This is a genomic window from Pseudonocardia sp. 73-21, assembly GCF_001899645.1.
Classification (GTDB): domain Bacteria; phylum Actinomycetota; class Actinomycetes; order Mycobacteriales; family Pseudonocardiaceae; genus Pseudonocardia.
Window position 1 is genome coordinate 1 of the sequence record NZ_MKVV01000028.1, and the last position, 13,004, is coordinate 13,004.

Genomic DNA, 13,004 nt, shown 5'->3' on the forward strand with positions numbered 1-13,004 from the left:
CGGCGCGCTGGGCTACCTGTCGCTCACCGGCTCGGTGGACCTCAGCATCGTCATCCGCACGTCCGTGGTGACGGGCGACGAGGTCCGGTTCGGCGTCGGCGGCGCGATCATCGCGCTGAGCGACCCCGACGGCGAGTTCGAGGAGACGCGGGTCAAGGCGCGCAACATGACGCGCCTGCTCGACAGCAGGCGCACGAGCTCGGTCTCGGAAGCCGAGCCGGCGCCCGCACCCACGAACACCTCGGTCACCGCCTGACGACCCGACGAGCGGCTCTCCCGTCGGCACCTATCCGACGAGGGTGCCGCTCGTCGGCGGGACCAGGGGCGTGGAGTGGCGCCAGTCGGCCAACAGCGTGCGCAGGCCCGTCACCAGAGCCAGCGGCTGGTCGAGCATGACGTGGTGCCCGGCCGCCGGGATCTCGACGACGGGCACCACGCGGCCCATCCGGTCGACGATCATGTCGCCCATCTCGGCCGGGACGAGCCCCTGCTCGGCACGGAACAACGCCACCCGGCAGTCGACGGTGGCCAGCTGCGCGGGCTCGAGGCCGATGCCGGCGAAGATCGCCGGGTCGAACTTCCACGCCCAGCCGCCCTCCACCTCCCGCACCGACGTGGCGGCGATGTGCTCCTGCACGAAGGGCAGGGCCCCCAGCTGCTCGGGGACGAGCCGGAAGTGGGCACAGGCCTGCTCGCGGGTCGGGTAGGTGCGCAGCGGGCCGAACGCGCGGCGGTCACGCGCCGCGCGTTCCTCCGGCGGCCGGGCCCGCACCGGGGAGTCGATGGCCACCACCCCGCGTAGGTGCCCGCCGAACCGGAGCGCGGCCGCGAGCGCCACCATGCCGCCCATGCTGTGCCCGACCACCACCGGTTCGTGGCCGATCCCGGTGTGCTCGACCACGGCCTGCACCTCGTCGGCCCAGACGCCGAGCCCGTAGGAGTCGCGGCGGCCGCTGTCGCCGTGCCCCGAGAGGTCGAGCGCCACCACCCGCGGCGCGTCGGTGAGCAGCAGCGGCGCGATGTGGTCCCACCAGCGGCTGTGGGCCGCGCCGCCGTGCACGAGGACGATGCCCTCGCTGCCGCTCCCCCAGGACCGGTAGGTGATCGGCACGCCCGCGATCTCGACCTCACCGACCTCCACCGGCGCGGCGAGCGCCGTCGTGAACCACCCCGGTGTTGCCGATGCCACGTCGTTCGATGCCACGCAGCGGAGGGTAGCCGCGTAGGTTCCGAAAGAAGTCGTCGACACTGGAGGAACGCGCGTGACGGCAGCAGCCGAAGGCGGACTGGCACAGGTCTGGGCGCAGCCCGACCTGGGCGACGACCTGCCCGCCTACCTCGACATGGTCGACGCCCTGCGCACGCTGCAGGAGCGGGTCGCCGTCGCGGCGCCCCCGGCCGCCCTCGTGGCCGACGTCACGGCCGTCGTCCGCGACCTCGCCGCCCGGCTGGAGCCCCACGCCGTTCCCGAGCGCGAACGCGTCTCCGGCCGCCTCGACGTGCCCGGCCGCGGCCAGACCCTCGTGCCGGCGTTCGACCTCCACGACGCGGGCGGGGGCCGGCTCCGCGGCACCACCCGGTTCGGCCAGCAGCACCTCGGCGGCAACGCCGCGGTGCACGGCGGCGTCATCCCGCTGATGTTCGACGAGGTGCTGGGCCGCCTCGCCGGGTCCGGGGACCGCTCCCCCTCGCGCACCGCCTACCTGCACGTCGACTACCGCAACGTCACGCCGCTCGACACCGACCTCGACGTCGAGGCGTGGTTCGTGAGCGAGGAGGGCCGCAAGCGCCTGCTGCGCGCCACGCTGCACCACGGCGACACCCTGTGCGCCGAGATCGAGGGCCTGTTCGTGGCGCTGCTCCCCGGCCAGCCCTGAGCCCCCGGCGCGGGGATCGCTACCCTGCCGTCATGACGGCCCGCCGCGCCCGGATCGAGGACGTGCACGAGCTCGCGCTGGCGATGCCGCACGTCACCGTCTGGCCCGGGTCGCAGGACCGCCCGATCTACCAGGTCGGCGGCAAGTCGTTCGTGTTCTTCCGCAACCCCCGGCCCGACGCCGTCGACCCCGACACCGGCGAGCGCTACGCCGACGTCATCGTGTTCTGGGTGGGGTCGGAGGACGACAAGCAGGCGCTCGTGCAGGACCCGGGCACGCCGTTCTTCACCACCGGGCACTTCGACGGCCACCCGTCGGTCCTGCTGCGGGCGAGTCGGGTCGGCGAGCTGAGCCGCGACGAGCTCGCCGAGATCGTCCAGGACGCCTGGCTCGCGCAGGCCTCCGCCCGGCGGGGAGCGGCCTGGCTCGCGACACGCTGAGCTCAGAGCCGACCCACCACGAGGGTCGCCGCCGTGCGCAGGGGATCGCGGTTCTCGGCCGGGTCGTTGAGCCGCACCAGCCGGACCGCCGCCCAGACGGCACCCTTGCGCACGAAGACGTTGCCGTCCTCCTCGTAGGCCTCGTCGCCGGTGCCCGGGAGCGGGGTGATGGTGTGGTCGAGCTGGCGGTCGATGTCGAGGATCTTCTTGGCGCCGTCGCCCACGTACACCTCCACCTGCGCCGTGGGCCCGGACGTGGGCGCGTTGTACTGGCACAGCGACACGGCCCCGCCCTGGCCCGCACCCGTCGCCGGGTCGAGCGCGGTGCCGGCGAGCGTGGTCGCCTCGGGCAACGTGAGCAGGGTGCAGGCGTCGGGCAAGGCCCCGGGCTGGGCGTCCGCCGGGGTCGCCGCCGCCGACGGGTCGGTCGACGGGTCGGTCGACGGGTCGGTGACGGCGCCGTCCGCGACGGCGGAGGGCCGCCCGGCGACCTGCGTCGAGCAGCCCGTCAGGGCGCCGGTGACGGCCAGGCCGAAGGCCACGGCCGCGACGACGAGCAGGCGGGTGGTGCTCACCGGGTGGTCTCCTTCGCTGCTCACGGTTCAGGCTCGGCACAGGGGCACGTCGGGGAGGACCTGCTCGCGGTGCAGGATCGTCGCGCTCGTCTCGACGCCGACGTCGAGCTTCGTGCCCGGCGGCAGGAAGCCCCGCAGGATCGGCACGACCGACGAGGAGATCGCGATGCCCGCTCCCCCGGCGCCCTTGAGGTCGAGGGTGGCGCCGCGGCAGCGGGCCAGCGCGGCGCCGAGCGCCGACCCGTTCGTGACGCCGACGGCGGCGGTCAGGCTGGTGTACGGCCCGGCGGACAGCGCCGGGGTGCCGAGCCCGACCATGGCCTTGAGACTGACCGCCGTCACGATCCCGCTGGGGCCGAGCGTGATGCCGCTGAGGCTGTCGATGATGCTCGAGACCACGCTGAACCTCGGCGTGGAGATCGTGCCGTCGGCGATGCCGATGGGACCGTCGAGGGCGTACTTTCCGCTGGCCAGCAGCGTGGAGTTCTTGCCGCTCAACGCGGTGGCGACGGAGAACTTGAACGCGAACTTGATGTTCAGCGGCAGGCCCGCGGTGGCCGGGGACGGCGGGATCGGCAGGTTGACCTCGACGGGCACCTCGACCTTCACCTTGGCGTTGTCCAGGGCCCCGTTCGCCGTGCCGGCCGCGATCGAGACGTTCAGCCCGGTGATGCCGGTGATGGTGAAGCCGGATCCGACCCGCCGCCCGGCGACGATCTTGTCGGTACCCCGGATGCGCAGGTCCTTCGTGGTGAACGTCAGTCCCAGGCCGACCTTGAGCGACGGGCTCGCCTTGTACTGGATGCCCAGCCCGAGCTCGCCGGGGCTGTTGGACGGCGTCACCGACCAGTCGCCGACCGGGATCGTGACGCTCTGCTTGGTCGCCGGCGGCAGCGCCCTGGGCGGCGGGGTGCCCTGGGCGGGCCGCAGCATCACGGCGGGCACGACGTAGGCCCCGGGGATCTCGCCCGACGGGGCGTCGGGTGCGGTGGTGGGCTCGGGCGCGGTGGTGGATTCGGGCGGGGCCGTTTCCGGAGCGGGCTGGCCACCCGGATCCGTGCCGGTGCCCCCCGTACCGCTGCCCCGGTGCCGCCGCCCCCCGTGCCGCCGCCCGCGCCCGGCAGTGGGATCGGCGGGTCGTCGGGCCCGGGTTCGGCGAGCGCGCCGGGCTGGTCGGGGATCTCCTGGTAGGCCGTCGCCGCGCTGTCCACGGCCGTGTCGATGTCGATGGTGCCGTCGGTGATCACCTCGGGCAGGTCGACCGGCGCCAGCCGCACCACACGGGTGTCGCCGTCGTCGCGCAGCTCGACGACGCGTCCGGCGGCCTGGCTGGTCAGCAGCATGATCCGGCCGACCGCGAGGTCCCCCGCCCCGCCCGCCGCGGCGTCGATGGTCCAGGTCATGCCGTCCGCGCTCACCGAGCGCACCGCCCCCGGCCCACCCGCGACCACCACCACGTCGGGCTGGTAGGGCACCGACCCCGCGGGCTGCGCCCCGTATCCGTAGTTCAGCACCGGCTGCGTCACCGGTCCGCCGGCGGCCGGATAGGCCGCACCCGTGACCGTCGACGAGCAGCCGACCAGCAGGAGCCCGGTGCACGTCAGAGCCAGGAGCCTCGGCAGCGACCGGCCCGGCACCAGCACGGGGACCTCCTGGGATCCAGACGGCGTAGGACGACGTCGCCGGTCCCGACCCCGGGCGGCCGCAATGATCGCAAGGGATCGGGCCGGGGACAAGGGGCCGCCGCGGCCCGGCCACCGGGCGCCGTACGAGCGGCTCCACAGGTGGCGGTTCGGAAGGGCGCGGACGAGCTGGCCTGTAAGCCGGATCCTGTTCCCGGGCGCCTCACGACGCACCGTTCGGCGACCATCCATCTAGGCCCGCCGTCACCGGCGGGCTCGAGCGGTCTACCCGCAGGCTCGGGCGGGCCGCCCTCGAACGCCTGCGCAGCCGGTCTCTCGACCGGCCTTTTGACCTTGCTCCGGGTGGGGTTTACCGAGCCACCCCGGTCACCCGGGGTGCTGGTGGTCTCTTACACCACCGTTTCACCCTTACCGCCCACTTGCGTGGGAGGCGGTTTGTTCTCTGTGGCACTGTCCCGCGGGTCACCCCGGGTTGCCGTTAGCGAACCACCCTGCCCTACGGAGTCCGGACTTTCCTCGGCGACGACCGATGAGGTCGTCGACGCGGTCGCCCGGCCAGCTCGTCCGCGGACCGAACCCTACGGCCGCGTGACGACCGCCCGCGCACCGCCCCGGCCGGGAACCGCGACTACGCGCCCCGGATCACCGTGCCGTCCACCTTCACCGAGCGTTCCGGCAGCGGCCTCGTCGCGGGGCCGGACACGACCGAGCCATCGGCGACGGCGAACGTGCTGCCGTGACACGGACAGTTGATGGTGCCGCCTGCGACCTCCGCGACCTGGCATCCCTGGTGGGTGCAGGTGCTACTGAAGGCCTTGAACGTCCCGGCGACGGGCTGGGTCAGCACGATCTGCCGGTCGGCCAGCACGACACCGCCGCCGACGGGGACCGACGACACCGGGGCCAGCCCGGGGTCCGGGGCCCCGGGCACCACCGGGACCGGGGCGGCGGCGGGCGCCGGGGTCACGGCGCCATAGGTGGCGCAGCCGCCGAGAGCGGCCGCGCATCCCGCGCCGCAGATCCCGGCCAGCACGATCCGTCGTTCCATCATGATCGACTCCTCAGAAGGTGAGGCCGGTGGTGGCGAAGAACCACACCGACGAGGTCAGCCAGAGTGCGACGAGCGCGGTGAACAGCACGCCGCCGAGCACGGGCAGGCTCCAGCGCGGAGCCCCGGGACGGGTCAGGGCGAGCATCTTCGCGACGAAGGTGCCGTAGAACAGGCAGCCCAGCAGGGAGTGCACGAGCACACGGGGCTGCCCGTACTGGAACCCCAGCGCGTACAGGCAGTGCAGCGCGACGGGGACGGTCAGCAGCACGGCGAGCCGTCCCGACCAGCGGTGCACCGGGCCCGCCCACGACGGAGCGGTGACCCCCGGCAGCCGCCCGTACATCGCCAGCGCGGTGACCAGCTGGACCAGCGCCAGCCCGACGGCCCCGCTGGCGAGCCACGCCTTCGCGGCGAGGCCGCTGGAGAAGCCCGCGACGTTGACGGCGAAGAACGTGGGCTCGTGGAGCCGGCCGTAGACGCCGAGCCCTACCGCGACCGCGGCGCCGGCCGCCAACGCGAACAGGATCCCGCTACGCCCCACCCGCCCCGGATCCACCGGTGCCGGCTGCGGCGCCACCGGATGCCCCGGCATCGTCGCGGGCGGCGGGGACACAGGCGGCGGGGACACAGGCGGCGGGGGCACCGGTGGGCCGACGGGGCGGGGCGGCCCCGGCCACGGCGCGCTCACGACGCCACCAGCTCGGTGCCGCTGCGGACGGTCACCGGGCTGCCGTCGACGACGACGCCGCCGGGGTTCGCGGCGTCGAGCACCGGGGCGGGCGCGACCACGCCGCCGCTGCGGCGCAGCCCCGTCTGCGTGCCCCCGACGACGATCCAGCCGATGCGGGTGGCCACGCCGCGGACGTCGGCGCGCCCCTCGTAGAGACCCTCGGGGGCCTGCACGCCCTTGGCCGTGTAGGGCCAGGACCTCCCGTCGGCCGCGATGGTTCCCGACGCGGTCGCCTCCGACGCCGTGCCGTCGATGCGTGCGCCGTTGGGGCCGGTCAGCGCGAGCTGGTCCCCGGTCAGGGTGCCCTGGAGCCAGGCCTCGACCTTCTTGCCGTCGCAGACGTAGGCGACGGCCCGGCCGCCCTTGACGGCGATGGCGACGGTGACCTCGCGGCCCGTCGAGCGGCCGGCCCAGACCTTCTCGGCCACCACCGGCGGCGGGGCCGGTTCGGGGGCGGCGGTGGTCGCGGGCGCCGCCGCCGCCACGATCGGCCGGGCCGCCGCGGGGGTCCCGGACGTGGGCGTGGCGGCGAGGTTCACCGCCAGCAGTCCGGCGCCGAGGACGACGACCGCCGCCAGCGTCACGACAGGGGCACGGAGCTTCATCGGGTCCTCCGATAGGCCGGGACGGTGCCGGGGCCCGGCGCCGTCAGGTGGGTGCGCATGCCGCGCAGGGCGTGGTGGACCCGGCTCTTGACCGTCCCCACCGGGACGTGCAGCTCGGCGGCGAGGTCCGCGTGGGGCCGGTCGCGCACCACCGCACCGACGAGCACGGCCCGGTGCGCGGTGGTCATCCCCGACAGGGCCTCCAGCAGGTCCACGCGGGTGACGACGGTGTCCGCCGCGTCCGGGGTGACCCGGTCGGCGGCCCGGTCATCCGCCGCGGCGGGGTGCAGCCCGGGACGCACGGCCCGCGCCCGGGCCTGGTCGATCACGACGCGGCGGGTGATCGTCGCCAGCCACGCCGAGACCGGGGGCCCGGCCGCCGGGTCGAACGAGGAGCACGCCGTCCAGGCCCTGGTGAGGACCTCCTGCACGACGTCCTCGGCCAGCTGCGGGTCGTCGAGCAGGCCGCGGGCCCGCGCCAGCAGCCGGGGCCGGTGCTCGCGGTAGGCGGACGCGAAGCCCTGCGGGGTGCAGAGGCCCGCGCACGGTGTGCCGCACGGGGTCGTGCGGGTGGGGTGGACCGCGGTGCTCATGGACGGCAACCGTGCCCGCCGGATGCACCCGGGAGGAGGTCGCCGTACCCGGCGCCAACCGGTAAATCGACACGTATCAGGGCTCGAGCGAACACAGCCGGAACGCCGCCACGGGTTCCTGCCTGCCCTTGAGCACCAGCGGGCCGAGCGCCTCGACGATCGCGTGCGGGGGCAGCCGTGCCCGGGTGGCCCCGCCGATGACGACCTGCCCGGGGCGGGCCTCGGTCTGCAGGCGGGCCGCCACGTTGACGGCGTCGCCCATCGCGTTGAAGTTGCGCAGCGCGGTGCTGCCGATGTTGCCGACGAGCGCGGGCCCGGTGTTGACACCGACCCGAAAGCGGGGCCATCCGGGCCGGTCGGCGGCCACCGTCTCGGCGTGGGTCTGCAGCGCCAGCGCGGCCCGGCCGGCGCGCAGAGGGTGGTCGGGTTGGCGGGCCGGGGCGTTGAACAGCGCCATCAGGGCGTCGCCGACGAACTGCACGACGGTGCCACCCTCCGCGAGGACCGCAGCGGTCGCCACCTCGAAGTAGCGGTTGAGCATCGTCACGATCTCCTCCGGGCTGGAGCGCTCGGAGAAGGTGGTGAACCCGCGCAGGTCGGCGAACACCGCGGTCACCTCCACGACCGCGCCTCCGAGCGCGGCCTGCTCGGGGTCGGCCAGCAGCGCCGTCGCGACGTCCGGCGACATGTACTGGTGGAAGAGCCCGTCGAGCTGGTGGTAGAGACGGGCGTTCTCCAGGCCCATCGACAGCTGGCTGGCCAGCGACGCGAGCAGCGACCGGTCGCGCTCGGAGAAGCCGCCGGGACGGTGGGCGAGCAGCACGCCCGCCGGCCGGTCCTTCACCGTCAGCGGGCAGGCCAACGTGTCGTGGTCGACCTCGGACGCGGCGAGCCCGTGCAGGTCGGCGGCACGCCGGGCGACGTCCGCGCCGACCGTCCAGCCCGGGACGGTGGACAGCTCCTCCGGGAAGTGCAACCGGCCGTCGTGCAGCAGACCGACGCGCACACCGTGCCCGTCGAAGCCGGCGGCGACGCGGCGGACGGCCCGGCGCAGCAGCACGTCCTCGCTCAGGCGCACGCGCGACTCGTGTCCGATCGCGACCAGTACACCGAGCCGGCCGATCTGTTCCCGGTCGGCCCGCAGCGCGGACGCGGCGCGACCGAGCACCGCGGTCTGGCCCTCGCTCAGGCCGAACCGGCCGGCCATCCCTGCGGTGATCAGCCCCATCTCGGACGCCGACAGCTCCCCGGCCTCCTGCCGCTGGACCGCGGTCACCAGCATCTCCAGCGCGGCGCCGTACTCCGCCCGCACGGCCTGCACCGTCTCCTCGGTGCCGATCGCGTCGAACAGGCCTGTCGTGGCGCCTTCGCGCTGGTAGGTGACGTAGACGCTGTAGGCGATGTAGCCGAAGGCGACGGCCATCAGCACGTGCCACAGCCACCAGGTGAGGTGCCAGGTCGTGCCCAGCGTCACCGCGATCATCGACTCGGCGAGCAGCGCGTTGGCCGTGATGATCGACAGCAGCATGACCGAGCGACGCCTGCGGTAGAGCTGCAGGTAGCGCAGGGCCACCACGACGTAGAGCACGACGGCCGTCACGGCCACCGCCACGAGTGGGCCGCTGAGCCGCTCCGCGAGCTGCGGGTCGGCCAGCGGGGGGATCCCCAGCATCGACACGACACCCCACACGGCGGCGACCGCGAGCAGCCCACTGCGCAGCCACGGCGCCAGGCGCAGCACCACGGCCGTGCGCGACGGCGGGAGGTCGGCGGCCGAGGCCGCCGTGAACAGCGCCCCCAGCGCCAGCCCGACGGGCGTGGCCAGCGCGAACCCGCCGTTGCGGCTGCCCAGCAGGACGCCCGGCGTCGCAAGGGCGTGCAGCCCCAGGAACACTGCGGCGGCCAGGAACCCCAGCCCGACCAGCAGCAGCCGGGCGTCCCGGCGGCGGCGGGCCGCCCGGGCCACCATCGTCGCGAGTCCGACGTTCACCGCGGCGCCGAGGAACACCAGCCAGAAGTGGGTGGGATCGTGCTCCAGCCGGACGTCGGCCGCGGGCACCCCGAGCAGCAGCCACAGCCCGGCCAGCGGCAGCGCCAGGTGCAGCACCCACACCGCCAGCCGCACCGGCACGCCCGGCGGGACCCGCACCGCGACCGGGCCCGCCCCGCCGGTGGTCACCGGCTCGCCCGGGCGCGCAGCCCGTCGAGGTCGAGGACCGTCATCGTCCGGCGACCGGTGGTGACGTAGCCGCGGTCGCGCAGCACCCGCAGCGCCTTCGCCACCGCCTCCCGCGAGGCCCCCACCCAGCCGGCCAGCTCGTCCTGCGAGAGAGCGACGTCGATCCGCACGCCCTCCTGCGCCGGTTCGCCGAACCGTTCGGCCAGCTCGACGAGCCGGGCCGCCACCCGGGCCGCGATGTCGAAGGCGCCGTACTCGACGCGCTTGCGATCGGCGTCACGCAACCGGGAGGTGACCAGCCGCAGCAGCGCGGTCGCCGCCCGGCCGTGGGTGCGCAGGAACTCCAGGAACGCGGGGACGGGTACGACGATCGCCGCCACCGGCTCGAGGGCGGCGACCGACGCCGACGCCTCCTGCCCGGACACCGCCGAGAGCTCACCGAGGATCGCACCCGGCCCGCGCAGCGCCAGCACGATCTCCTCGCCGTGCTCGGTGAGGGAGAACGCCTTGACCCGGCCGGAGACGACGAGGATGACGCTCGGCGCACGCTCGCCCTCCAGCAGCAGGGATGCGCCCGCCGGCCAGCGCCGGGGCCGGCCCCGCGCGACGAGCTCGTCCCGGTCGGCCGGGTCGAGCGTGGCCAGGAACTCCTCGGGTTCGCCGTGCTCCATGGTGCCCACCCGTCCCCTCGGGGCTCGGAGTGTAGAGCGACGGTGCGCCGTCCGGTATCGGCCGAACGTCCCATCGCGGACCGACTGCGTCCTCCTGCACACAGCGAGCGGACCTGCGGTGACATCGCGCCCACCTCGATCCCCAGGAGGTGGACGTCTGGACCAGTGCCGCAGCACGCAGTGCACCGTCACCAGCTCGACCGACCGAGCACGCGGTGGCCGAGGCGGTGCACGGGCCGGTGCCGGCGGTCACTGGTCCTTCACCCGGTGCAGCAGCCAGTCGCGATCGGTCCTGATCAGCGCGTACCGCACCGCGTCATCGCGGCCGTGCAGGGTGAACAGGATGCGGCGGTCGGTGCGGTCGTGCTCCTCCCACCACCCGGTGTCGGCGATCGACTTGTGCTCGTCGGTGTAGGTGAGGTGGTCGAGATCGTGGTCGGGCACGGCCACCGCGAGGCGGTTGCGACCGGGGTCGGTCGGCAGGCCCTGCGGCACGGCCCACGAGCGCAGCACCCCGTCCTCCTCGAGCCGCAGGTCGAAGTGGGGCCGGGGCTTGCGGTGGTCGTGCAGGACGAACCGCCCGTTCATGGGCGAAGGCTAGACATCCCCGTCGTCACCGTCACGCCGTGGCACTCCGTCGGTACCTGGCCGCCGAGGTCGCCCTCGACCTGCTCAGGTTCTGTTTCGGCGGCGACCGCGGCCGGGCCGACCCGCGGGATCGTCACCGTGCCCGGCGTCGGCCAGGCGTTCTTCACCGACACCGGCCCCCGCTTCGACGCCGCAGCGGCCGCGCCGACCTGCGACCGGGTGCTCAGCTGGTTCGGGACCCACCTGGCCTGGCCCACTGCGGGTCGCGGCCGATGAAGCCGATCAGCCGGTCCTGCGGGCTCGCGTCGTCGGGAACCGGTACGCGCGGGCCGTACTGGCCCGACGAGCGGAGGACCTCGTCCATCTGCTCCATGCCGCCGAGCAGCTGGGCGCAGAACTCCGGGTCGAGCCGGTCGTCGAGGCCGCCGGCGCGGGCCAGGTCCCAGGTGTGCATGAACACGTCGGAGACGTAGATGTTGGTGATCGCGTCCGGCAGGGGCATCTCGCCGATGTGCGGGTTGCGCAGCACGACACCGGCGGTGGCCGGGTCGTCGAGCAGCTTCTGCACGGCGGCGGTCTGGGCCGTCCAGTCCGCGGCGGGGTCGTCACCGGCGCCGGGGGTCAGCTCGATGCCGGTGCCGGAGGCGAGGAACGCCGGGAACCACGACGTCAGGTGCCCGACGACGTCGCGGGCCCGCCAGCCGTCCACGGGCGCCGGGGCGTCCCAGTCGGTGGTGTCGCGCACGCGGCCGGTGAACGCGTCGGCGACCTTCCGGTGCCACTCCCCCGCGTCAGACATGGCCGCCGGCCACGAGCGCCTCGAGCTTCGCGTAGCCCTGGTCGACGCCGACCTCCATGCCGCTGCGCAGCCAGGCGTCGCGGCCCTCGATGCTCTCCACCAGCGACTGCGTGCGCAGGCGGCTGCGGCCGTCGCCGAGGTCCTCGAACAGCAGCGTCTCCAGCGCGACCCCGTCCGGCTCGCCGTCGAAGGTGAAGGTCTGGACGATCCGGTCGGGGCGCACCTCGTGGAACGTGCCGTGGAAGCCGTACTCCTGCCCGTCCCGGGCGGCGACGTAGCTCCAGGCGCCACCGCTGCGGGCGTCCCAGTGCCGGATGCGGGTGGCCATCCCGTCGGGGCCGACCCAGCGGGCGAACAGGTCCGGGTCGGTGTGGGCGCGGAACAGCTGCATCGGGGTGGCCGCGAAGTCGCGGACGATCCGGATGACGGGGAGCGTGGGATCGGCCTCGATCCGGGCTCCGGTGGACGTGGTCATGCTGTGTCGTCCTCTCGTTCGTCGTTCATCTCGGCGAGCAGCGCATCCAGACGCCGGTAGCGCTCCTCCGCCTTCTTCCGGTACCGCTCGATCCAGGCCGTGGCCATGTCGAACACCTCCGCGTCGAGACTCACCGGCCGCCGGTGCGACGTGCCGTCGCGGCGGACCAGCCCGGCGTCGGCCAGCACCTTGATGTGCTTGGAGACGGCCTGCACCGAGACGTCGTAGGGGGCCGCGAGCTGGCCGACCGTGGCGTCGCCCACCGAGAGCCGGGCGACGAGGTCGCGCCGGGTGGGGTCGGCCAGAGCGGCGAACACCTTGGACAGCGGGTCGGTCACGGGATCCATCCTCAACCATCCGGTTGATAATTGTCAACCGTTCGGTTGAGAAGCCGGTGGTTCACCGGTGGTCGGGTCGCGGTGGTCCACCACACGACGTCGGCGTACGTGCCCACCTCGAGGCTCCCGATCCGGTCGGCGACGCCGAGCGCCTCCGCGGAGCCGAGCGTGTGCATCCGCGGGACGTCATAGGCCTGGGCGCGCCCCATCGTCTCGTCGGGGGCGACACCGTGCGGCGCTCCGCGATCACGTCCGACAAGCACTCCCGGCGGGAGGCGGCCCCACGACGACGGCAGCGCGGGCCCGCACGGTGGGGATGACCGCCTCGCAGATCCGGGTGCTGTTCGCGGCGGCTCTCCGGTGGCGCAGCCTGTCAGCGGTCACCGCATGTCGGGGCGGGCGACCCGTCGGGATCGCCCTCGGACCGGGCCGTGCCGCAG

Annotated in this window: 18 protein-coding genes and 1 other RNA gene; 3 read left to right on the forward strand and 16 right to left on the reverse strand. The window is 74.4% G+C overall.

Annotated features, from left to right (window positions below):
• Positions 1–256: chorismate-binding protein (locus BGP03_RS07050; protein WP_299735901.1), on the forward strand; the 256-nt coding region annotated here is incomplete at its 5' end.
• A 30-nt stretch (positions 257–286) separates the two neighbouring features.
• Here the strand turns inward: BGP03_RS07050 and BGP03_RS07055 are convergent.
• Positions 287–1,204 (reverse strand): alpha/beta hydrolase, encoded by a 918-nt coding sequence (locus BGP03_RS07055; protein ID WP_296375638.1) that lies wholly within the window; start codon positions 1,202–1,204, stop codon positions 287–289.
• A 58-nt stretch (positions 1,205–1,262) separates the two neighbouring features.
• Between BGP03_RS07055 and BGP03_RS07060 the strand changes: the two genes are divergently transcribed.
• Both BGP03_RS07060 and BGP03_RS07065 read left to right on the forward strand, forming a co-directional pair.
• Positions 1,263–1,877, forward strand: coding sequence for a PaaI family thioesterase (locus BGP03_RS07060; RefSeq protein WP_296375640.1), 615 nt, complete (start codon positions 1,263–1,265; stop codon positions 1,875–1,877).
• 32 nt (positions 1,878–1,909) lie between these two features.
• Complete coding sequence (locus tag BGP03_RS07065; protein WP_296375641.1) at positions 1,910–2,317, forward strand: MmcQ/YjbR family DNA-binding protein; 408 nt, start codon at positions 1,910–1,912, stop codon at positions 2,315–2,317.
• A 2-nt stretch (positions 2,318–2,319) separates the two neighbouring features.
• Here BGP03_RS07065 and BGP03_RS07070 read toward each other — a convergent pair whose 3' ends face one another.
• The 15 genes from BGP03_RS07070 to BGP03_RS07140 all read right to left on the reverse strand — a co-directional run bounded on the left by BGP03_RS07070 (position 2,320) and on the right by BGP03_RS07140 (position 12,773).
• Positions 2,320–2,892, reverse strand: coding sequence for a hypothetical protein (locus BGP03_RS07070; RefSeq protein ID WP_296375643.1), 573 nt, complete (start codon positions 2,890–2,892; stop codon positions 2,320–2,322).
• A gap of 27 nt (positions 2,893–2,919) precedes the next feature.
• On the reverse strand, positions 2,920–3,837 hold the full coding sequence (locus BGP03_RS07075) for a hypothetical protein (protein WP_299735904.1): 918 nt from the start codon (positions 3,835–3,837) through the stop codon (positions 2,920–2,922).
• A complete protein-coding gene (locus tag BGP03_RS07080; RefSeq protein ID WP_298796670.1) occupies positions 3,825–4,535 on the reverse strand; it encodes a hypothetical protein in 711 nt (236 codons plus the stop codon). Before BGP03_RS07080 ends, BGP03_RS07075 begins: the two co-directional genes overlap by 13 nt.
• A 160-nt stretch (positions 4,536–4,695) precedes the next feature.
• Positions 4,696–5,098, reverse strand: an RNA gene (gene rnpB / locus BGP03_RS07085) — RNase P RNA component class A.
• A 65-nt stretch (positions 5,099–5,163) separates the two neighbouring features.
• The gene (locus BGP03_RS07090) at positions 5,164–5,586 is read right to left on the reverse strand and encodes a Rieske (2Fe-2S) protein (protein ID WP_298796672.1); all 423 of its coding nucleotides are present in this window, start codon (positions 5,584–5,586) and stop codon (positions 5,164–5,166) included.
• Positions 5,587–5,596: 10 nt separating this feature from the next.
• Positions 5,597–6,127, reverse strand: coding sequence for a DUF6529 family protein (locus BGP03_RS07095; RefSeq protein ID WP_298796674.1), 531 nt, complete (start codon positions 6,125–6,127; stop codon positions 5,597–5,599).
• A gap of 143 nt (positions 6,128–6,270) precedes the next feature.
• Positions 6,271–6,921 (reverse strand): hypothetical protein, encoded by a 651-nt coding sequence (locus BGP03_RS07100; RefSeq protein WP_296375650.1) that lies wholly within the window; start codon positions 6,919–6,921, stop codon positions 6,271–6,273.
• On the reverse strand, positions 6,918–7,514 hold the full coding sequence (locus BGP03_RS07105) for a sigma-70 family RNA polymerase sigma factor (RefSeq protein ID WP_298796676.1): 597 nt from the start codon (positions 7,512–7,514) through the stop codon (positions 6,918–6,920). Before BGP03_RS07105 ends, BGP03_RS07100 begins: the two co-directional genes overlap by 4 nt.
• A gap of 76 nt (positions 7,515–7,590) precedes the next feature.
• Positions 7,591–9,693 (reverse strand): adenylate/guanylate cyclase domain-containing protein, encoded by a 2,103-nt coding sequence (locus BGP03_RS07110; RefSeq protein ID WP_298796678.1) that lies wholly within the window; start codon positions 9,691–9,693, stop codon positions 7,591–7,593.
• Complete coding sequence (locus tag BGP03_RS07115) at positions 9,690–10,364, reverse strand: Crp/Fnr family transcriptional regulator (protein WP_296375657.1); 675 nt, start codon at positions 10,362–10,364, stop codon at positions 9,690–9,692. The genes BGP03_RS07110 and BGP03_RS07115 overlap by 4 nt, the downstream gene beginning before the upstream one ends.
• Positions 10,365–10,613: 249 nt before the next feature.
• Entirely contained in the window at positions 10,614–10,952 is a 339-nt protein-coding gene (locus tag BGP03_RS07120) for a DNA polymerase ligase N-terminal domain-containing protein (RefSeq protein ID WP_298796680.1), read from the reverse strand.
• A 223-nt stretch (positions 10,953–11,175) separates the two neighbouring features.
• The gene (locus tag BGP03_RS07125) at positions 11,176–11,751 is read right to left on the reverse strand and encodes a TIGR03086 family metal-binding protein (protein WP_296375661.1); all 576 of its coding nucleotides are present in this window, start codon (positions 11,749–11,751) and stop codon (positions 11,176–11,178) included.
• Entirely contained in the window at positions 11,744–12,226 is a 483-nt protein-coding gene (locus tag BGP03_RS07130; RefSeq protein WP_296375663.1) for an SRPBCC family protein, read from the reverse strand. The genes BGP03_RS07125 and BGP03_RS07130 overlap by 8 nt, the downstream gene beginning before the upstream one ends.
• Positions 12,223–12,573 (reverse strand): metalloregulator ArsR/SmtB family transcription factor, encoded by a 351-nt coding sequence (locus BGP03_RS07135; protein WP_296375664.1) that lies wholly within the window; start codon positions 12,571–12,573, stop codon positions 12,223–12,225. The genes BGP03_RS07130 and BGP03_RS07135 overlap by 4 nt, the downstream gene beginning before the upstream one ends.
• Before the next feature lie 2 nt (positions 12,574–12,575).
• Positions 12,576–12,773, reverse strand: a complete 198-nt coding sequence (locus BGP03_RS07140; protein WP_298796683.1) for an amidohydrolase family protein — start codon at positions 12,771–12,773, stop codon at positions 12,576–12,578.
• Positions 12,774–13,004: the final 231 nt, after the last annotated feature.